A 19,738-nucleotide genomic window follows, 5' to 3' on the forward strand; every position below is an offset into this window, starting at 1 on the left:
TCATGATCGAGTTATTTGAAGCGTTACGCGACTTTCTCGAAACCGGTGGCTGGGTTTTAACAGCCATCGCGTGGTTAATATTTTTCATGTGGCTACTGATCCTTGAGCGGGTGTTTTATTTCTTCACCGGTCATAAAGCCTTGGTTAAGTCTTTAGTTGAAGCATGGAATGCGCGTGAAGATAAAGCTTCTTGGAATGCCGAGCAGATCCGCCAAGCGATGGTATCGCGAGCGAGTCTGCAATTAAAATTCAGCATCCCAATTATTCAGGCAATGGTAGCTTTGTGTCCGTTACTCGGATTACTAGGGACCGTTACCGGTATGATTCAAGTGTTCGACGTAATGTCTATTTCGGGCGGCGGCAACGCCCGCTCTATGGCGGCCGGTGTGTCACAAGCAACTATCCCAACTATGGCGGGCATGGTTGGCGCACTGTCAGGCGTTTTTGCTTCAACGTGGTTAACGCGTAAGGTAAAAACAGAACGAATGCATATCGAAGATATATTGGAGATGCAGCGTCCGGTGTAACGGGCTGCAAAGGGTATTACAGTTATGAAACAACACTTTCAAAATTTAGTTGAAGAAGAAGAGTCCAATATCGATATGACACCAATGTTGGACGTGGTATTTATCATGTTGATCTTCTTCATTGTGACTGCGTCTTTCGTGAAAGAGTCGGGTATCGATGTCAATCGTCCTGAAGCAAACACTGCAGTGCAAAAAGATCGCGCTAATATACTGATTGCGATAAGCGCCGAAGGTGAGATTTGGATTAACAAACGTCGCGTTGATATTCGCTCGGTGGCCGAGAATATTATTGGGTTACGCGCTGAAAATCCACAGGGAACCGTCGTTATTCAAGCTGATCAAAAAGCAACGACTGACCTTTTGATCAAAGTGATGGACGCCTCGCGTGAAGCGGGTGTTTACGATGTCTCGATAGCAACTCAAGAGCAATAATTATGGCTTTGCCTCGTTTTTTAATTGCACTAGTACTTGCGAGCTTTGTTACCTTTGGGTTGTTTACCCTTATGCAAGTACTTATTGCCAGTGGTGATATGACACTATCAGAGCCACCTGAAGGCAATGTGTTGGACTTTGTGCGTGTGAAGCAAGAGGAAGTGGTCGAGCAAAAAGACCGCAAACCGCGCAAGCCGCCCAAGCCACAGGAAGAGCCGCCACAGATGGAGCAGCCACAGATGGATAATTCATCACCGGATGGCGAAGGGAGCGGTATGGATTTCGCTGCCGACGTTGGTAATGATGTGGCCTTAGATGGCGGCCTAGCGCTTGAGTCAGGCGATGGTGAGTATTTGCCAATTGTTAAAGTGGCAGCGGTTTATCCGCGTCGTGCACTGCAGCGGGGTATTGAAGGCTTTGTAATCGTTGAGTTTACGGTTACTAAGCAAGGGTCAGTTCGCGATCCAATCGTGGTCGAAGCTAATCCACAAGGTATATTCGAGCAAGCGGCTATTGATGCAGCCTTGAAGTTTAAATACAAACCTCGTGTTGTTAACGGCGAACCGACAGAAGTAGCCGGTGTGCAAAACCGCATAACCTTTAAGATTGATGGGTAAGATGATGCGTATTAGTCAATTTATCTCTCGATTGTCAGCTGTGTGCGTTGTGCTCAGTGCCTGCACGCTGTTGCCTATGGCTCCTGTTCACGCGCAAGACGTGGCAGCCAGTGAAAAGAAAACCCGTAAGACGCCAGCGTTGCGTTCAAGAGTGTACGACCAGTTAGCGCGAGCGCAAGCCATTGCTGATGAAGGCGATAACGCCGGTGCGATAGAAGTGCTGCGCGAGGTCGAAGAAAAGTCGAGCTCGATGAATAGCTACGAGCTGGCCATGCTGTATAACTTCTTTGGCTTCATTTACTACAACGCCGAAGATTACGACAATGCCATCGCATCGTTTGAAAAAGTGGTCGAGCAACAGCCCATCCCTGAAACGTTTGAACAAACAACACTGTTCAGCTTGGCGCAGTTGCACTTAATGCGCGGTAATTACGCCAAGAGTATTGAGGCGCTGGAGCGTTGGGAAAGTCTTAATGTAGGCCCTGTGCCACCGCGTAACTTGGTGATCAAGGCGCAGGCTTACTACCAGAACAAGCAATATGCTGAAGCGGAAGAGTACATTACAGCCGCTATCGAAGGCCACGAAGCGGAGGGGATGATCCCCGATGAAGGCTGGCTTATTTTACAGCGGGCCGTGTTTTACGAGCTTAAGCAACCAGAGAAGGTCAAAGATGTATTGATCAAGATGGTTAAGCTATTTGATGAGCCAAAGTATTGGATTCAACTTGCGGGTATGTACGGTGAGTTAGAGCGCGAAGTTGAGCAGTACGCATTAATGGAAGCGGCCTATCAGCAAGGTTATGTGACCTCAGCATCGGATACCTTTAACCTTGCACAATTGTACTATTTCCACGAAGCACCGTACAAGTGTGCGCGATTGATGGAACAAGCGCTGGACTCGGGTGTGCTTGAACGCAATTTACGCAACTTGAAGTTCTTGTCTACTTGTTGGCAACAAGCGAAAGAAAACGATAAAGCAGTGCCGGTTATGCAAGCGGCGGCAGAATTGTCTGACAATGGCGATTTAGATGCCCAACTTGGTCAGATTTTCTTAAATCTTGAGCGCTGGGATGACGCCATTGCAGCAACGCAAACTGCGCTTGAGAAAGGCGAATTGTCTAATCAAGGCACAGCTCACCTGATATTGGGGATGGCATACTACAACAAGCGTCGTTATGTCGATGCGTTAAATGAGCTAGCGAAAGCCGAAGAGCACAACAACAGTCGGGCTATGGCGCAACAATGGCGTCGTTTTGTTGAAGGTGAAAAGCAAACCTATGAGCGCAATCAGGCTGAATTATCAGGTTAGTCGGTAAAATTCGACAATTGATTGAAAAAACGTCGCAATTGCGGCGTTTTTTTGTATATTAGCCCCTCTAACTACAATAAATACCTGGACGTAACCATGTTATCGCGAAAATTTTCCACGCTGTTGGCGGCAACTGCTGTTTCTACAGCATTAATTGGGTGTTCACCCGCTAACCAAACCGACACAACTGCAGGAGAGCCAGTGGCAACAGAATACACGCGCATGCAAGCGCTAACTGCACCGGCTCCAACTGTTGAAGCAAGAGAGGCATCTATTACGCATCACGGCATTACTGTCGAAGATCCGTACCAATGGTTGCGCGATAGCAGCTATCCTGATACCGATGATCCTGATGTCATTGGTTATCTCGAAGAAGAAAATGCTTACTATCAAGCATTCCTTGAACCACATAGGGGCTTGGTTGATAAGTTGTTTGAAGAATTTAAAGGTCGTGTTGATGAAAACGACACTTCAGTACCCTTTGTTCGCAATGGTTACGAATACCGCTGGGAATTTAAACCCGGCAACGATTATCGCACGCGGATTCGCAAAAACCTTGAGACGGGCGAAGAATCAGTATTTCTTGATGAGCAAGCGCTATCACAAGGGCACGACTATTTTGTTCTCGGTGGTTGGGATATATCACCTGATAACAATTTAATAGTCTATATCGTCGATACCAGTGGTGATGAGCGTTACACCGGTGTGGTTAAAGACTTAACCACAGGGGAAATTTTACCCATCGATATTCAAAATGCATCACGCGGTATTAGTTTTACCCCCGATGGTACTGGCATTATCTACTCGAAGTTAAATGATGAGCGCTGGCAAACAGAGTCCATCAACTTACGCACATTGGCACCGGCCGACGGCGAAGAAGTTGATCGCATTATTTTTGCTGAAGACGACACCCAATACTTCTTGGGCTTTGCCATCACGTCTGATAAAAAATGGTTGGTTAAATACTCTAATCGCAGCGGTAACACCGAGATTTCAGTGTTACCAAGCGATAACCTAGCGGCAGAGCCTGTGGTATTGGTGAGTAAGGCTGACAATGCAAGTGCGCGAATCGACGCTGCCAACGACGCTATCTTTATGACGATTAATGACCAACACGTTAATTCGCGGATGGTGAAGATCCCTGCTGCTGAGTTTGGCCCTCATATGGCTGATAAGTCGACGTGGCAAACCATTATTGAAGGCAGCGATGAGCAATACCTTACAGGCTTTAGGACGTTTGCTGATCACATCGCCTTGCAATCGTCGGTTAACGGTTTGGAGAAAATCCGCATTCTTGATTTTGATGCTAATGTGCTAGATGAATTGACCTTCCCTGAGTCAGTTTATCAGGCTTCGATCGGGTTTAATGCCGAGTATTCGCAAGATTACCTGCGGGTAAATTACGAGTCTATGATCACACCTGATACTGTGTTTGATTATCACCTTGCAAGCAAAGAGTTTGAAACGCGCAAAGTGCGTAAAATCCCATCTGGTTATAACTCTGACGATTACCGCACTGAACGTTTAATGGCCCCAGCACGCGATGGTGCGATGATCCCGATCTCTATTGTGTATCACAAATCTTTTGAAAAGAACGGGCAAGCCCCAATGTCTTTGTATGCATATGGCGCTTACGGTGCGGGTATGAGTCCTTCGTTCTCGTCTGAGCGCATTAGTTTGCTCGACCGCGGCTTCTCGTTTGCGATTGCTCACGTACGCGGTGGTGATGAAATGGGCTATCAGTGGTACCTCGACGGCAAGCTGAAAAAGCGTATGAATGCCTTTAACGACTTTGTCGATGTTGCTAACTATTTAATTGACGAGCAGTATGTCAGTGCTGGCAATATATCGATTTCTGGTCGTAGCGCCGGTGGCAAAATGATGGGAGCTATGACGATTCAAGCTCCTGAACTATGGCGTTCAGTTATCCTCGGCGTGCCTTTTGTTGATGTACTCAACACTATGCTTGATGCAAGCCTGCCGCTAACGCCACCTGAGTGGCAAGAGTGGGGTAACCCAATCGAAAGCAAAGAAGACTTTGAATTGCTGTTGTCTTATTCGCCCTATGACAACATAACTGCTCGCGAGTATCCGCCGATGATGGTTACGGGTGGATTAAACGATCCGCGCGTAACGTATTGGGAGCCTGCCAAGTGGACTGCGCGTATGCGTAATACTAAAACAGACAACAACCTGTTGGTTATGCGCATGAATATGGGGGCTGGCCACTTCGCAAATAGCGGTCGTTATGGTCGCTTAGCGGATCGCGCCGAAGAGTATGCATTCCAATTGTTAGCTCACGGCATCACAGAATAAGTCTGGTTGATGACTATAAAGCGCGCACTGAAAGTCAGTTTTATTGCACTGGCATTAGCATTGATTATCGGTGCGTGGTTTTATTCTTCGAACATCATAAGACTGTATACTGCGATCACTTTGTACGATGAAGACAAGATTGCTGACAACTTCATCAGTATGCCTCAAGCGTTTAACGCAACTACTTTACAGCCGAGTTCTAAGCCTTACCGTTTTCCCCAAGCCCACGCGCCATTTGACGATGAATTAGCGTTTGCGGTTGATGACAGCCAAGAAACTATCAGTACGTTTTTGCGTGCGTCGCGAACCACCAGTTTACTAGTTTTACACGACGGCAAAATCGTCTATGAGTACTACGGAGAAACCGGTGCAAAAAATCAGCCGCATATTTCGTTTTCAGTGGCTAAGTCATTTGTTTCTGCGCTTATCGGTATTGCCGTTGAACAAGGCTTGATAGCGGATTTGGAGCAGCCGATTACCGATTACGTACCAGAGCTAATCGGCACCGGCTATGATGCTGTGCCCATTAAAGATATCCTGCAGATGTCTTCAGGTGTGCATTTTAACGAAGACTATGCAGATTTTAATTCCGATATTAATCGCTTTTCGAGAGCGATAGCTTTTGGAACCTCCTTGGACGATTTTAGCGCTTCATTAAAATCGACTCGCGCGCCTGGCGAATATCATAAGTATGTCAGCATCGACACCCAAGTGTTAGGTATGTTGCTGGTTAGAGTAACAAATATGAGTTTAACTGAATATGCGCAAATCCACTTGTGGGAGCCTTTAGGCATGCAAGACACTGCCTATTGGTTGTCTGATGATCAGGGTATGGAGCTTGCGCTGGGTGGCTTAAATATCACGGCTCGCGACTATGCCAAGTTCGGTTGGATGTATGCGAATAAAGGGCGGTTCAATGGTGTGCAAATAGTTCCTGAACAATGGGTTACCGCTTCTGTAACTGCGGACGCGCCGCATTTACAACCAGGTGACAACCCGAACTCAAATTCTCGCTACGGCTACGGCTATCAGTGGTGGTTGCCCGTAGGGCGGGATGATGAGTTTATGGCCCAAGGGATTTATCATCAGTATATATACATCGACCCTGATGCCGCAGTGGTCATTGTGAAAACCTCTGCTAACCATGCATATAACGATTATCAGCAGCGCTGGGCCGCACGTCATCTGGCGATGTTCCGCGCGCTTGTCAGTCATTACTCTGATTGATTATCACCATCTGATGTAGTCATTTTGCTAGCCTTTCCCGCGATACCACACAAGGCTTTAATCCGATTGACGACTCGCGAGCGACTGTTAAATGCGGTTTGCACGTGGATCCGGTCTTCCGCAGGGAAAACGCCATTGCGCAAAAGCTGAGTGTCGTCCTCATTCAACATCGTTTCATCAAGTAGCACTGAAACAGCCATCGTGTTTGGATACAGCATGCGCTTTTCGACCTGCTTCACCATACTGATGGGTATTTTGAAAAATTCAGATTTCATCGGATCGAATATCACGTATAGATAGTCTTCATCAGTAATGATCGTTGGCCAGCCTATTCTTAGTCTGCCGCTGACAAGTAGCGACAGTATCGCCACACCAAATAGTCCCGTGACTATATATTTTACGGTATCGGATACATTGGGGTGACTTAGCACGACAAAGTAAATAACTGCTGCAAACAAACCACCGAATCCTGCAATGGCTAACTGCACTGCGCGGCCAGACGTGCCACAGATGAGCTCCATTGCGCTGATCTCGTCAGGGCTAAATGTGGAAATTGTTAAGTGTTCGGGCGTGTCAGTAGGCATTATATTTTGCATTTATCGAAGTGCTTAATTGATGCGCCGTATTCTATGCCATGCAAAGTTAACATCACAGTGCTTAGGCACTGTGATGCTTAACTTTTGCTCATAGGTGTGGGAATCGCGCTACTTTCTAAGCTCGCGGCGCAGGATTTTACCCACGGTTGATTTGGGTAATTCGTCAATAATGTGAACTTCTTTAGGGACCTTGTAGGCGGTTAGCTGCTCACGACAATGCGCAATAATGGCATCAATTTCTACCGGTTTTGCAACCGTTACATAGGCACATACGCGCTCACCGGTCTTGTCATCATTAGCACCAACGACTGCTGCCTCGACAATATCTGGATGCGCTGTAAGAACATTCTCAACTTCATTGGGATATACGTTAAAACCCGACACAATAATCATGTCTTTTAGGCGGTCGACGATCTTGATCGCACCGTCGGGCATGCGCACGCCAATATCACCGGTTTTAAAATACCCATTATCAGTCATGACTTCGGCAGTTGCATCTTCGCGCTGCCAATAGCCCAACATAACTTGCGGACCTTTGGCGGCAATCTGACCCTCTTGGCCGTCCGGAACGGGTTGATCATTACTGTCTAAAATCTGGATGTCGGTACCAACCAATGGCTTACCGATGGTGCCAATTTGCTCTTCGCCAGGTTGGTTAAATGTCAGTACTGGTGCAGTTTCCGACAGGCCGTATCCTTCGGTAATACTGCAACCTGTCGTCGCCTTCCAAATGTCGACTGCTGCAGAGGTTAATGCGGTGCCTCCTGACAAGGTTAATTTAAGTTCAGAGAAATCCAGGGCTTTAAAATCAGGGTGCTGGCCAAGGCCCACAAATAAGGTATTGATACCGCAAAAGGTCGTGAATTTATATGGCTTAATTGCACCGATAAATGCGTCCGGGTCACGCGGATTAGGGATTAAAATGGTTAAACAACCTTTGGCAAAAAACGTCATCATGCATACAGTAAATGCATAGATGTGATACAGCGGTAAAGGGCACACCACTATCTCTTTTAACTCTCTAAAACGATCGCCTAAACGATCGAGGGTTTGCACACTATTACTCAATACATTGCCGTGTGACAGCGCAGCGCCTTTCGACAGCCCCGTAGTGCCACCGGTGTATTGCAGCATGCACAATGTGTCCATGGTAACCGCTGGGCGACTAAAGTCTGGTAGATTCGCGCCTGAATTTAATGCATCAGTAAAGGCGATGTAATCACCGCTTTCAGGCGCAGTGGCGGGGTTAAGTAGTTCTGTAGCTGAAGTTACAATAACAGTTTCGATTTGCGTGTCAGCTTTGATTTTTTCTAAATTGGGTAATAAGTCAGCTAGAATAATGATGGCTTTAGCACCCGAATCGCTGAATTGATGTTGCATTTCCCGCGGTGTATACAGCGGGTTGGTATTAACGACCACGAGGCCTGCGCGAAGTGCCGCGTAAACCGCAATTGGGTTTTGCAGTAGGTTGGGTAATTGAATCGCAATGCGATCGCCAGGGGCTAACTTAGCTTCATGTTGCAAATAGCGAGCGAGTTGCGCAGAGCGCTGCTCAATGTCGCTGTACGACATGGTTTGACCTAAAGCCGTATACGCAGGAGCATCGGTGTATTGTGCAAATACGTGCTCGATGTAATCTGCCAGAGAGTTAACATTCTTAGGGAGTAAATCTTGATACATAAATTAGCGCCAATAAGTGAAAGATTTAATGATTTCAGCATATACGCAATCTGTTAACAATTCGATTACATTTATATTTATCTATTATTCTCCATGCTTGTAATCGCTTGAGATTAAATTCAGCTCTACAAGTGAAATCGGCTTCCAAGATGGGTTTATGCCTACTAGCGATAAACTCAATGGCGAAAAAAATGTCATTTGAAGGTAGTGGTATGACGAACTATTATCAAAGTGATAATAAGGGAATGTAAAAGATGTTTCGCCGGTTCTATTTTCCGTTTGTGCTATTCCACGTTGTTGCGTTTTTATTCTCGGCAACTCTTGCGGTATACACCTATTCAACCCTGAAAGGGAAAGACGCATTACAGGTCGAACGAGCGCTTGATCGGAAATTAGGTCAATTGCTAGACGAAATATCTAACGAACTGCAAAATCAGGTTGATAAATTGCGTTCCATCTCTTCATATGTAGCGTTGACTGATGAAGTTACACCAAGTGGCTTTGATGACTATGCAAAGGAGTTTTCTCAGGCCGGCGACAGTTGGTTGCTTGTAGAATGGCAACCTATCGTAAAATCAGTGAATAGAACGGAATTTGAAGAGAGCATCAGACAGCGTTACTTGCAAGATTTTAGATTGTGGGAGCCAGATAGTGATGGTAATCCGATTGCGGCTCAGCACCGTCCTGAACATGTTCCGGTACTTTTTGTTTCAACGCAGACAGACGCAAATGATACTAGAGGCTTAGACTTAGCCTGGTCTCAGGAGCGAATGAAATCAAAATACATCGCCAGAGATACGGGTAATGCACAACTCTCTGGTTTTTTTCCAATTGTTCTTGCCCCTGATACAGAAGCGCTACCCATAGGCTTTGCTATTACGTTACCCGTTTACGCAAATGGAGTCGTACCAAAAACGTTGAGTGCAAGAAACGCACAAATTAAAGGGTACATTGCAGGGGTCTTTAGTATTGAAGATACTATGCGTCGCTATTTTAATCTGCTGACGCGGCGCGGCGTTGAAATTTATCTGCAGGACACTGAGCAAAATATAATATGGGTTGATAGCCAAAGTGTCCGTCTGACTTCTTCAGATGTCCCCCGCAGTAGCACTACTGGTGCGATAAGCGCAATTGGCCAAAAATGGACTATAAGCTTGGTGCCAAGTGAAGATTACTTGACAAGAAATACGTCACTGAATCCCCTGGTGTTTGCCAGCGCTATTATTGTGATTTGGATTGTACTGGCACTTTTGGTCACTTGGATTTACAGGATTAACCGTCAGTTGTTTTACGCAAAAGATCGCTTAGAGGATGCGCTACAAAAGGTTAAGAGCTCTGAAAAACATTATGCAAGACTATCTAAACACGATTCGTTGACAGGATTATTAAATCGACGAGCGTTTTTTGACATTCTTGACAAAGAAATTGCGCGTAGCCGACGCTTTAATGACTCTTTGTGTCTCTTAGTCGCCGATTTAGATGATTTTAAAAGAATAAACGACACCTACGGCCATATTACCGGCGATCTTGTGCTGAAGCAGTTTGCAGATACGTGTGTGCACTGTTGTCGAGAACAAGATGTCATTTGCCGCTACGGTGGCGAGGAGTTTGCCGTATTAATGCTCAATACAAGCATCGAAGAAGGTGAAATGATCGCTCGTCGCTTGCTGCAGGAAGTCAACAACCTGCAGACTGAGGTCGTGGGTTCCAAGCATTTGGTCAATGTAACTTTCAGTGGTGGTTTGACTGTATTGAAGGCTGAAGATGATATGGAGTCGTTAATGGCTCGAGGTGATCATGCGCTGTACGAGTCAAAACACTTAGGCCGGAACAGGATTACTGTGGAATGAATGTAAAACGCGATTGAGGTGCACAGTACTAAGCTCTCAAGCGCGCAAATACATAACCACCGATCAGTCCAGCGCAGCACTGTGCGATAAAGCCCATGGTTGAGCGAGCACCAGCTATCAGCGTAACGTTGAGGATAGGCTGCATGGCCAGTAGCATTACTGCCATAGCTAGCGCAGCAAAAATGATGTAACTCCAAACGGGTAAATTGAAGCGCTTGTTAATTAGTGATAACACGCCGAAGCACAGCAGCATTGCAACACATATTGCACCGCCGTAGCCAACGCTTAAGCCGATAATGTCACTCAGTGTCATCGACAGCCATTCGCCTGCAGGAATAGCGATATCAATCTTAACTAATTCGAGCAGTACAAATTGGCTGTGAGCAATGCTGGCGAATACAAAAGTACAAATACTGGCGAGTAACCAAGCGAAAATCCATGACAGTGCGTTTTTCATTTTCCTAATTCGTTCTAATGCTCAATGGCTATAGCCTGCCACACTTTGCATTACAAAAGAAATCTGTTTAGATTGGGGCCAATTACATAGGTATATTGTAGGAACGTGTAGGTAATGCTGAAACGACAGTTTAGCGATAGTAAAGGGTATGCAATAGGTGCAATGCGGCGTACATTGATGTCAGCAAGCATATTACTGCTAGCGACGTTAACAACTACCTTTGGTCTTGCTGCGCAATTTCCAGCAGTAAAAATTGAGCCCGTGGTTACAGATCTAGAATCTCCTTGGGGCCTTACACAATTGCCCGATTCCAGTTGGTTGATTACTGAAAAGAACGGCAAAATCGTACATATAAACGCGCTACAAGAGCGCACAGAGCATGACAATTTACCGGCGGATATCTTCGTTCCGGGGCAGGGCGGTTTACTTGATATCGAGCTGCACCCGCAGTTCGACCGCAATCAATTCGTATACATCAGTTACGCTGCTGGCGATGTTGAAGCCAACCGCCTAACCATAGCCCGCGCTAAGTTCAGTAACAATCGCTTTGATGATTGGCAAGTCATCTTTGCAGTTTCACCAGATAAAGATACCCCTGTGCACTACGCAGGCCGACTGTTGTTTGCTCCCGATGGTGCATTGTTGATCACCAGTGGCGACGGTTTTGACTACCGCGAACATGCACAGCGCAAAGACTCTATGTTAGGTAAAGTACTACGCATTAGCGATTGGGGTGAGGCTTTGAGTGATAATCCGTTTTACACAGGTGATGGAGGCGCGCAGGATTTTATCTACACGCTAGGACACCGCAATCCGCAAGGGTTAGTTGTTGACTCTGTTAGCCAGACTATTTATCTCAACGAACATGGTCCAGCAGGTGGCGATGAAATCAATCGGCTGAGCCCTGGTACCAACTACGGGTGGCCGGTTGTCACCGACGGCAAGGATTACAGTGGTGCCAACATATCACCATTTTCTGATTACCCGAATATGACCTTGCCTTTGGTTAATTGGACACCGTCGATTGCGCCGTCATCAATGGTGTTATATCGCGGTGATTTATTCCCACAGCTAAATGGGGATTTCTTAGTCACCGCATTAAAAACCCAGCGTTTGCATTGGGTCAGAGTTGTCGGCAATGAAATATTAATCGACCATCCAGTGGTTGATTCCCTGCAAGCGCGGTTGCGCGATATTCACGTCGGCAACGACGGTGCAGTCTATATTCTAACCAATGGTGAAAATGCATCACTGCTAAAAATGACCCCACAATAAACAATCACTTAAGTGAATGGCGGCTATAATCAAACAAAACCGCTTCACGGATTTAATTTAGTCAGCCGAAGCGTTATACTTCGGCTGTTTTATTCTCCCATTTTGCATATCGAGCGCAAACCAGTATGCCCTCGATACATCAACCACGAGGAATCTAAAGTGTTAGAACAATATCGTAAGCACGTAGAAGAGCGCGCTGCCGAAGGTATCCCGCCAAAACCACTAAGCGCAGAACAGGTCGCTGAATTAGTTGAACTGATTAAAAACCCGCCTGCAGGTGAAAGTGAGTTTCTACTTGAATTGATTTCAGAGCGCGTTCCTCCTGGCGTAGATGAAGCGGCCTATGTTAAAGCTGGCTTTTTAAGTGCGATCGCAAAAGGCGAAGTGAGCTGTGATTTGATCGACAAAGATGCAGCGGTACAGCTATTAGGTAACATGCACGGTGGTTACAACATCGAAACGTTGGTTGCTTTGCTAGACGATTCCGAGCTAGCAGAGTTAGCAGCTGAAGAACTTAAGCACACCTTGCTAATGTTTGATGCATTCCACGATGTAGAAGAAAAACATCGCGCTGGCAACAAATACGCAACAGAAGTTATGAATTCTTGGGCCGAAGGTGAGTGGTTCACGTCGCGTTCTGACCTACCAGAGAAAATCACTGCCGCAGTATTTAAAGTAACGGGTGAAACTAACACTGATGACTTGTCACCAGCACCTGATGCTTGGTCTCGTCCTGACATTCCATTACACGCTCGCGCAGCATACAAAATGACTCGCGATGGCTTAACGCCAGAGAAGCACGGTGAAGTCGGTCCATTAGCGCAAATCGAAGAAATTAAAGCTAAAGGCCACAAAGTTGCCTTCGTTGGTGACGTTGTTGGTACGGGTTCTTCGCGTAAGTCAGCGACTAACAGTGTACTTTGGTTCTTCGGTGAGGACTTACCGGGTGTACCTAACAAGCGCGGCGGTGGTATTTGTATCGGTGGTAAAGTTGCGCCGATCTTCTTCAACACCATGGAAGATGCCGGTGCGTTAGTATTTGAAGCTGACGTTGAAAAAATGAACATGGGTGATGTGATTGATATCTACCCACTGGAAGGCAAAATTCTTAACGCTGAAACTGGCGAACTATTGGCTGAGTACAGCTACAAGTCAAAAGTATTGCTTGATGAAGTGCGTGCGGGTGGTCGTATTAACTTAATCATTGGCCGCGGCTTGACTGAGCGTGCGCGTGAAGCGTTGGGCCTTGGCGAAACTGACTTGTTCCGTCGTCCAGAGCAGCCACAAGATACCGGTAAAGGTTACAGCCTTGCACAGAAAATGGTGGGTAAAGCCTGTGGCGTTGAAGGTATCCGCCCTGGCACCTATTGTGAACCGAAGATGACTACAGTAGGTAGTCAGGATACTACCGGTCCAATGACCCGTGACGAGCTTAAAGATTTGGCGTGTTTGGGCTTCACTGCTGACTTAACGATGCAGTCGTTCTGTCACACAGCAGCATATCCGAAGCCAGTTGATATTGACACTCAGCACACACTTCCTGATTTCATCATGAACCGTGGCGGTGTATCGCTGCGTCCTGGTGACGGTATTATTCACTCGTGGCTAAACCGCATGTTATTGCCAGATACCGTAGGTACAGGCGGTGACTCGCATACGCGTTTCCCAATGGGTATTTCATTCCCAGCAGGTTCTGGTTTGGTTGCATTCGCAGCAGCTACAGGTGTTATGCCATTGGATATGCCAGAGTCAGTATTGGTGCGCTTCAGCGGTAAAATGCAGCCGGGTATCACGCTACGTGACTTGGTACACGCGATTCCGTTGTATGGCATCAAGCAAGGTCTATTGACGGTTGCTAAGAAAGGTAAGATCAATGCATTCTCTGGTCGTATCTTAGAAATCGAAGGTCTTGAGAACCTAACGGTTGAACAGGCGTTTGAATTATCAGATGCATCTGCTGAGCGTTCAGCTGCTGGATGTACTATCAAGCTTTCTGAAGAGTCAGTTGCTGAGTACTTGCGTTCGAACATCACCATGTTGCGTTGGATGATCAACGAAGGCTACGGCGATCCTCGTACCCTTGAGCGTCGCGCACGTAAGATGGAAGAGTGGCTAGAGAATCCATCATTGATGGAAGCTGATGCGGACGCAGAATATGCAGAAGTTATCGAAATTAACCTTGATGACATCAAAGAGCCAATCTTGTGCTGCCCGAACGATCCAGATGATGCGAAAACACTCTCTGACGTTGCAGGCGACAAAGTGGATGAAGTATTCATTGGTTCTTGTATGACCAACATTGGTCACTTCCGTGCCGCAGGTAAGTTGCTAGAGCAGTACAACGGTACTATCCCAACGCGTCTGTGGATGTCGCCACCGACGAAAATGGACAAAGCCCAGTTGATGGAAGAAGGTTACTACAACATTTATGGCCGCGCTGGCGTCCGTACAGAAATGCCTGGGTGTTCACTGTGTATGGGTAACCAGGCACGTGTACTAGCAGGCGCTACAGTGCTTTCTACCTCAACGCGTAACTTCCCGAACCGCTTAGGTGACGGCGCTAATGTATACTTGTGTTCAGCAGAGCTTGCTGCGGTTGGCTCAATTGTTGGTAAAATCCCGACAACTGAAGAATACATGGAGTATGCGGGTAAGATTGACTCAATGAGTTCAGAGATCTTTACTTACTTGAACTTTGACCGTATGGATGAGTTCAAAAAGGCAGAAGAAGCTGCTAAGGCTAACATTATTCCAACGTTGAACGTTGCCTAATTAATTAGTCATTTAACTAAAAACCGGGCATCCTAAATGTCCGGTTTTTTTTTGGAAAAAAACTATGAGTAATGACTACAAGTTATATCGCTATGGCTGGTTACTGTTACTGCTCTCGCTTAGTATGGGCCTGCTCGTCGCAAAGGCCCAAGAGCCTGTGCCCGTCGCCTTTGGCGAAGCAGAGATCAGTGTTGGTGACATACGACTAGTGGTTGAATATGCGTATAATTTTGATCAGCGCCAACGCGGTCTAATGTATCGCGAGTCGCTGTGTGAGAATTGCGGCATGTTGTTTAAATTTGATCGGCCACGGTACGCTGGTTTTTGGATGAAGAATACTCAGGTTCCGCTCGATATCGCCTATATTGATGCGTTGAATCGGATCGTGGATATCAAACCCATGTATCCATTTGAATTGGAGCCTGTGGCTTCTTCAGCACCGGTATTGTATGCACTAGAAATGAATCAAGGTTGGTTTGCCGCCAACCACATTAGCGTCGGTGATTCGATTGCGATCAAGCGCACCGAATTCGCCCAATAACACAAAGAGGTAAAAACAGTGACACAGCAGGTAAACGTTGCAAAATTCGGTGGCACCAGCGTGGCCAACTTCGCAACTATCGTAAATTGTGCGGCGGTTGTTAAACAAAATCCGGCGACTAGGGTAGTCGTTGTGAGTGCGGCGGCCGGCATTACCAACCTGTTAGTAAAACTGGCGTTTACCCCGTTATCTCAAGCCGACATTGCGGAAGTTGTAGAACAGATTAAAACCATTGAATACAACATCTTAAACCACTTGGATAATGTGCAAAGCATTGAACCTAAGCTGATTGACTTGCTCAATGAAGTGTCTGAACTTGCTTATCACGAAGAAATTTTGCACCGCCTTGACTTAAAAGATCAGCTATTGTCGATGGGTGAGCGGATGTCGTCATTACTCTGTAGCGAAGTATTCAAGCAGCAAGGCATACCGGCACTTAATTTTGACGTCCGTAAAGTGTTGATTACCGATGACACCTACGGTGAGGCCAGCCCTGAGCTAGACGAAATTAACACTAGAGCAAAAGCGATTATGGCGCCCGACTTGGCAACTTCTGTTTTGGTAACACAAGGTTTTGTTGGGGCTGATAGTAATGGTAATACTACGACCTTAGGTCGCGGTGGCTCAGACTTTACTGCGGCTTTATTAGCGGAAGCTTTAAATGCCAAGAGTTGTGAGATTTGGACCGATGTGATTGGTGTGTACACCACCGACCCGCGCATTACCCAAGCCGCACGCCCGCTTCCAGAGTTAAGCTTTGAAGAGGCCGCCGAAATGGCTACCTTTGGTGCCAAGGTACTGCATCCGGCTACCATGGAGCCGGCTCTGCGTGCGGATATCCCGGTATTTGTCGGTTCCAGCAGTGAGCCAGAGAAAGGCGGTACGTGGATAGTACGAGACTGTGAAGTTGAGCCCCCATATCGTGCGATTACGCGTCGCCGTGAGCAGGTAATGGTTACGGTAAAAACACCGAAAATGCTTTATGCTCAAGGTTATCTGGAAAAGGTGTTTGGCATTATTGCCAAGCACAAGTTATCCGTGGACCTGGTGACAACCTCGGAAATAGCGATCTCATTTACGTTGGACAATCCTCCTAATTCGGTTGCAGAACGTTTGAATAAACAGACGATTGCAGAATTGGAAACGATGAGTGAAGTCACAGTAGAAAAGGGCTTCGACTTGGTGACCGTAGTCGGGAATCACATGCAAACAACAAAAGGTGTTTCGAGTCGCATCTTTGCCGCAATTTCAGACTATAATCTACGTATGATTTGTTTTGGCGCTAACCCACATAATATGTCATTTTTGGTTAACGAAACTGACAGTGCGGAAATCGTCACTGTATTACATCAATCATTATTCGAATGAGCGCACAAACCATCAACATCTTGGCAGTAGACGATGACCTGGTCACGTTAGAGTTACTTTCTGTTGTTCTTGAGGAATACACGACGGGTCAAGTTTGGGCATTTCCTAAAAGCACTGCTGCTCTCAAAGCCCTCGAGAATCAAGGTAACTCTATCGATTTGGTTGTCAGCGACTTAATGATGCCGGAAAAAGATGGTCTCGACGTATTAGCAGCTTTTCGAGCGGTACATCCTGACGGACTATTCCTTATGTTAACCGCCAATGCAACGAGAGAGAGTGTCATCAAAGCGCGCCAAAAAGGTGCTAATGCGTTTATCGCTAAGCCATTTGTCACCGATGATCTGATTAAAAAGCTAGACGAGCTGGTCGCGTCTAGAAACTAATTCGCACAAGGAATCCCCATGAATTTTGACTTGCCAAGCCAGCGAGCCAACACAGACGCTTTTAAATGGAAAAAGTACGCGGGCAAAGATATTTTGCCAATGTGGGTAGCTGATACCGAATTCCGCTGCGCTGAGCCAATTCTTCAGGCCATCAATGGCGAAGTGAAGCAAGGCATTTTAGGGTATACCTTACCCGCCCAACACGACGGCGCCAACGAAGCTGTGGTGCGCTGGTTGCGCGATAAACACAATTGGCAAATAGAGCGCGAATGGATTGTATGGACACCTGGCGTAGTACCAGCGTTTAATGTTGCTTGCAAAGCATGGTCAAAACCGGGGGATAAGATCATTGTGCAAACCCCAAATTATCCGCCATTATTGGCAGCGCCCGCATTACATGGTGCAGAGCGGTTAGAAGTACCAACAATAGAAGTCGATGGTCGCTGGACTATCGACATGGACAAGTTGGAACAATACGCCGCAGACCCTAACTGCCACTTATTCATCATGTGTAATCCAATGAACCCAGTTGGTAGCGTACTCAGTGACACTGAACTGGAGCAAATAAAAACCATTTGCCGCAGCAATGATGTGTTGTTGTGCTCAGATGAAATTCACTGCGATTTATTATTAGAGCCGGGGGCTGCGCATATACCCGCAGGCAGTTATGCTGGCCTAGAAGAACACAGCATTACGTTAATGGCCGCTAGTAAGACCTTTAATATTGCGGGTCTCGGAGCAGCCTTTGCTATCATTCCATCCGCCCAAGTCCGTCGACGGTTCTCGCGGGCAGCCCAAGGCATGTTGCCATGGGTAAACATCCTTGGCTTAGTGGCTACAGAGGCCGCGTTTACGCAATGCGACGATTATCATAGTGAGTTACTCAACTACTTGCGCGGCAATCGCGATTATCTTGTCGAGCAAATCAACGCTATTCAGGGGTTAGAAGCATTGTCTCCTCAAGCGACTTTCTTGCTTTGGGTCAATGGTAGCGGTTTAGGGGTAGAGAGTCCTCAGCGATGGTGTGAATCCCGTGGCGTTGGGCCTTCACCGGGTGCAGATTTTGGCGCGCCCGATTTTATTCGCATCAATTATGGTTGCCCACGTGCAGACTTGACTATGGCCATCCTGCGCCTGCAAAACGGCTTGGACTAAAATACACCAAGGACTTTGCGAGCACCTAGTGCCAGAGTGAACAAGACAATAGTTAGCCCCAGCGCATTCATAAGCAGGCTGTTTTGCGCTTGCTCAACGCGTTGACGTTGATTCATAGCAACCAATAAAAAGATTGCGATAAAGGGTAACAACATACCATTGGTGGCCTGGGCAAATAACATGGCGGTAAGCGGCTTAAAGCCGACACTGGCGACAATTGCACCGGTTACGAGTACCGTTAGCCAAATACTGCGAAATAAGGTTGATTGCGGTTGCGGCTTGCGGCCAAGAGCGCCACATACTGCGTAACTAGCCGCCAGCGGTGCGGTGACAGCACTGGTTAAGCCTGCAGCGAATAGACCAATGGCAAAAACATTGGCGGCCATATCGCCAAGTAATGGGGAGAGCTGAGACGCAATATTGCTGGCATCTAAGCTTTTGTCACTACCAAAAAATGTTGCAGTAGCGGTCGTCATAATTGCTAGGGTAATCAATCCGCCAGCTAAAATAGCGATGCTATTACTGCGTCGTTGGCGCTGCATTTCTGCCTCACTATCGCCTTCATAGCGACTGACTAAACTGGCATGTAGAAACAAGTTGTAAGGCACAATTGTTGTGCCAATTAGCGCCAGTACGACAGTAAAGGTTGCACTGTCAAAACGCGGTGCGAGCGCCTGAGTAAAGAGCGCGCCAATATCCGGCTTGGCGACTATCACTGTGACAATGAATATAAGACTCATCACGCCAACTAAGCCAACCAGTACTCGCTCTATCAGACCGGATTGCCCAAACCAAAGAAGTACACCGGCAATCACCGATAGACACATAACCCATAGCGGTATAGACATGTTTGTAAGTTGACTAAGCCCAAGTGCAGCCCCGGTGATATTGCCTCCCTCATAGGCGGCATTGCCAATGCCAATGGCCGCAATGACTAAAGCCACTGCGGCAAGCCGTAAGCCGCGGTTTTGAAACGCTTGCTGAATAGCTTCTGCCAGTCCTTGCTTAGTGCTGACACCCAGGCGCACGGCCATATCTTGCAGAACCCAGGTGGCAACGATTGAAAAGCACAACGCCCAAAGCACATGGTAGCCGAACTGCGCACCGGCAATACTCGCAGTTGTAACCGTCCCCGGGCCAATAAAAGCAGCAGCGACTAGCCATGCTGCGTAGCGGTTTTCTGACTTGCTTGCCGAGGTGGATTGCGTCACGATAGGTCCTTATTGATAGTTA

17 protein-coding genes are annotated in these 19,738 nt (G+C 46.9%); 13 read left to right on the forward strand and 4 right to left on the reverse strand.

Annotated elements, in window-relative coordinates; all coding sequences use genetic code 11:
• Nucleotides 1–2: 2 nt before the first annotated feature.
• From QTP81_RS14255 to QTP81_RS14280, 6 genes are all read left to right on the forward strand, one after another.
• The gene (locus QTP81_RS14255; protein WP_289366417.1) at nucleotides 3–527 is read left to right on the forward strand and encodes a MotA/TolQ/ExbB proton channel family protein; all 525 of its coding nucleotides are present in this window, start codon (nucleotides 3–5) and stop codon (nucleotides 525–527) included.
• 24 nt (nucleotides 528–551) lie between these two features.
• Nucleotides 552–959, forward strand: a complete 408-nt coding sequence (locus tag QTP81_RS14260) for an ExbD/TolR family protein (RefSeq protein WP_289366418.1) — start codon at nucleotides 552–554, stop codon at nucleotides 957–959.
• Nucleotides 960–967: 8 nt separating this feature from the next.
• Nucleotides 968–1,576: an energy transducer TonB gene (locus QTP81_RS14265; protein WP_289366717.1), complete on the forward strand. Its 609-nt coding sequence runs from the start codon at nucleotides 968–970 to the stop codon at nucleotides 1,574–1,576.
• Between the two features lie 4 nt (nucleotides 1,577–1,580).
• Nucleotides 1,581–2,885, forward strand: coding sequence for a tetratricopeptide repeat protein (locus tag QTP81_RS14270; RefSeq protein WP_434532990.1), 1,305 nt, complete (start codon nucleotides 1,581–1,583; stop codon nucleotides 2,883–2,885).
• Nucleotides 2,886–2,981: 96 nt separating this feature from the next.
• A complete protein-coding gene (locus QTP81_RS14275; RefSeq protein ID WP_289366420.1) occupies nucleotides 2,982–5,201 on the forward strand; it encodes a S9 family peptidase in 2,220 nt (739 codons plus the stop codon).
• Between the two features lie 9 nt (nucleotides 5,202–5,210).
• A complete protein-coding gene (locus tag QTP81_RS14280; protein WP_289366421.1) occupies nucleotides 5,211–6,428 on the forward strand; it encodes a serine hydrolase domain-containing protein in 1,218 nt (405 codons plus the stop codon).
• Here QTP81_RS14280 and QTP81_RS14285 read toward each other — a convergent pair.
• Entirely contained in the window at nucleotides 6,416–7,024 is a 609-nt protein-coding gene (locus QTP81_RS14285; RefSeq protein WP_289366423.1) for a hypothetical protein, read from the reverse strand. The genes QTP81_RS14280 and QTP81_RS14285 overlap by 13 nt on opposite strands.
• Before the next feature lie 108 nt (nucleotides 7,025–7,132).
• Entirely contained in the window at nucleotides 7,133–8,704 is a 1,572-nt protein-coding gene (locus QTP81_RS14290; RefSeq protein ID WP_289366424.1) for an AMP-binding protein, read from the reverse strand.
• A gap of 254 nt (nucleotides 8,705–8,958) precedes the next feature.
• Here QTP81_RS14290 and QTP81_RS14295 point away from each other — a divergent pair, with 254 nt between their 5' ends.
• Nucleotides 8,959–10,554, forward strand: a complete 1,596-nt coding sequence (locus QTP81_RS14295; protein WP_289366425.1) for a sensor domain-containing diguanylate cyclase — start codon at nucleotides 8,959–8,961, stop codon at nucleotides 10,552–10,554.
• 28 nt (nucleotides 10,555–10,582) lie between these two features.
• Here the strand turns inward: QTP81_RS14295 and QTP81_RS14300 are convergent, their stop codons facing one another.
• Nucleotides 10,583–11,011, reverse strand: coding sequence for a hypothetical protein (locus QTP81_RS14300; RefSeq protein ID WP_289366427.1), 429 nt, complete (start codon nucleotides 11,009–11,011; stop codon nucleotides 10,583–10,585).
• Nucleotides 11,012–11,125: 114 nt separating this feature from the next.
• Between QTP81_RS14300 and QTP81_RS14305 the strand changes: the two genes are divergently transcribed.
• From QTP81_RS14305 to QTP81_RS14330, 6 genes are all read left to right on the forward strand, one after another.
• The gene (locus tag QTP81_RS14305; RefSeq protein ID WP_289366429.1) at nucleotides 11,126–12,286 is read left to right on the forward strand and encodes a PQQ-dependent sugar dehydrogenase; all 1,161 of its coding nucleotides are present in this window, start codon (nucleotides 11,126–11,128) and stop codon (nucleotides 12,284–12,286) included.
• A gap of 159 nt (nucleotides 12,287–12,445) precedes the next feature.
• A complete protein-coding gene (acnB, locus tag QTP81_RS14310) occupies nucleotides 12,446–15,058 on the forward strand; it encodes a bifunctional aconitate hydratase 2/2-methylisocitrate dehydratase (protein ID WP_289366431.1) in 2,613 nt (870 codons plus the stop codon).
• Nucleotides 15,059–15,122: 64 nt separating this feature from the next.
• Nucleotides 15,123–15,599, forward strand: coding sequence for a DUF192 domain-containing protein (locus QTP81_RS14315; protein WP_289366432.1), 477 nt, complete (start codon nucleotides 15,123–15,125; stop codon nucleotides 15,597–15,599).
• A gap of 18 nt (nucleotides 15,600–15,617) precedes the next feature.
• The gene (gene lysC / locus QTP81_RS14320; protein ID WP_289366433.1) at nucleotides 15,618–16,967 is read left to right on the forward strand and encodes a lysine-sensitive aspartokinase 3; all 1,350 of its coding nucleotides are present in this window, start codon (nucleotides 15,618–15,620) and stop codon (nucleotides 16,965–16,967) included.
• Nucleotides 16,964–17,350 (forward strand): response regulator, encoded by a 387-nt coding sequence (locus tag QTP81_RS14325; RefSeq protein WP_289366434.1) that lies wholly within the window; start codon nucleotides 16,964–16,966, stop codon nucleotides 17,348–17,350. The genes lysC and QTP81_RS14325 overlap by 4 nt, the downstream gene beginning before the upstream one ends.
• A gap of 18 nt (nucleotides 17,351–17,368) precedes the next feature.
• Nucleotides 17,369–18,505: a MalY/PatB family protein gene (locus QTP81_RS14330; protein WP_289366436.1), complete on the forward strand. Its 1,137-nt coding sequence runs from the start codon at nucleotides 17,369–17,371 to the stop codon at nucleotides 18,503–18,505.
• Here QTP81_RS14330 and QTP81_RS14335 read toward each other — a convergent pair.
• Complete coding sequence (locus tag QTP81_RS14335; protein ID WP_289366438.1) at nucleotides 18,502–19,716, reverse strand: Nramp family divalent metal transporter; 1,215 nt, start codon at nucleotides 19,714–19,716, stop codon at nucleotides 18,502–18,504. The two genes, QTP81_RS14330 and QTP81_RS14335, sit on opposite strands and share 4 nt — an antisense overlap.
• Nucleotides 19,717–19,738: the final 22 nt, after the last annotated feature.

The organism is Neoalteromonas arenosi (assembly GCF_030362855.1).
Taxonomy (GTDB): domain Bacteria; phylum Pseudomonadota; class Gammaproteobacteria; order Enterobacterales; family Alteromonadaceae; genus Alteromonas_E; species Alteromonas_E arenosi.

Coding starts and splice junctions, on each gene's coding strand:
- QTP81_RS14315 (WP_289366432.1), top strand. CDS start 15,123: ATGAGTAATGACTACAAGTTATATCGCTATGGCTGGTTACTGTTACTG.
- QTP81_RS14275 (WP_289366420.1), top strand. CDS start 2,982: ATGTTATCGCGAAAATTTTCCACGCTGTTGGCGGCAACTGCTGTTTCT.
- QTP81_RS14300 (WP_289366427.1), bottom strand. CDS start 11,011: ATGAAAAACGCACTGTCATGGATTTTCGCTTGGTTACTCGCCAGTATT.
- QTP81_RS14285 (WP_289366423.1), bottom strand. CDS start 7,024: ATGCAAAATATAATGCCTACTGACACGCCCGAACACTTAACAATTTCC.
- QTP81_RS14280 (WP_289366421.1), top strand. CDS start 5,211: ATGACTATAAAGCGCGCACTGAAAGTCAGTTTTATTGCACTGGCATTA.
- QTP81_RS14295 (WP_289366425.1), top strand. CDS start 8,959: ATGTTTCGCCGGTTCTATTTTCCGTTTGTGCTATTCCACGTTGTTGCG.
- QTP81_RS14290 (WP_289366424.1), bottom strand. CDS start 8,704: ATGTATCAAGATTTACTCCCTAAGAATGTTAACTCTCTGGCAGATTAC.
- QTP81_RS14260 (WP_289366418.1), top strand. CDS start 552: ATGAAACAACACTTTCAAAATTTAGTTGAAGAAGAAGAGTCCAATATC.
- QTP81_RS14270 (WP_434532990.1), top strand. CDS start 1,581: ATGCGTATTAGTCAATTTATCTCTCGATTGTCAGCTGTGTGCGTTGTG.
- QTP81_RS14325 (WP_289366434.1), top strand. CDS start 16,964: ATGAGCGCACAAACCATCAACATCTTGGCAGTAGACGATGACCTGGTC.
- QTP81_RS14330 (WP_289366436.1), top strand. CDS start 17,369: ATGAATTTTGACTTGCCAAGCCAGCGAGCCAACACAGACGCTTTTAAA.
- QTP81_RS14255 (WP_289366417.1), top strand. CDS start 3: ATGATCGAGTTATTTGAAGCGTTACGCGACTTTCTCGAAACCGGTGGC.
- QTP81_RS14305 (WP_289366429.1), top strand. CDS start 11,126: ATGCTGAAACGACAGTTTAGCGATAGTAAAGGGTATGCAATAGGTGCA.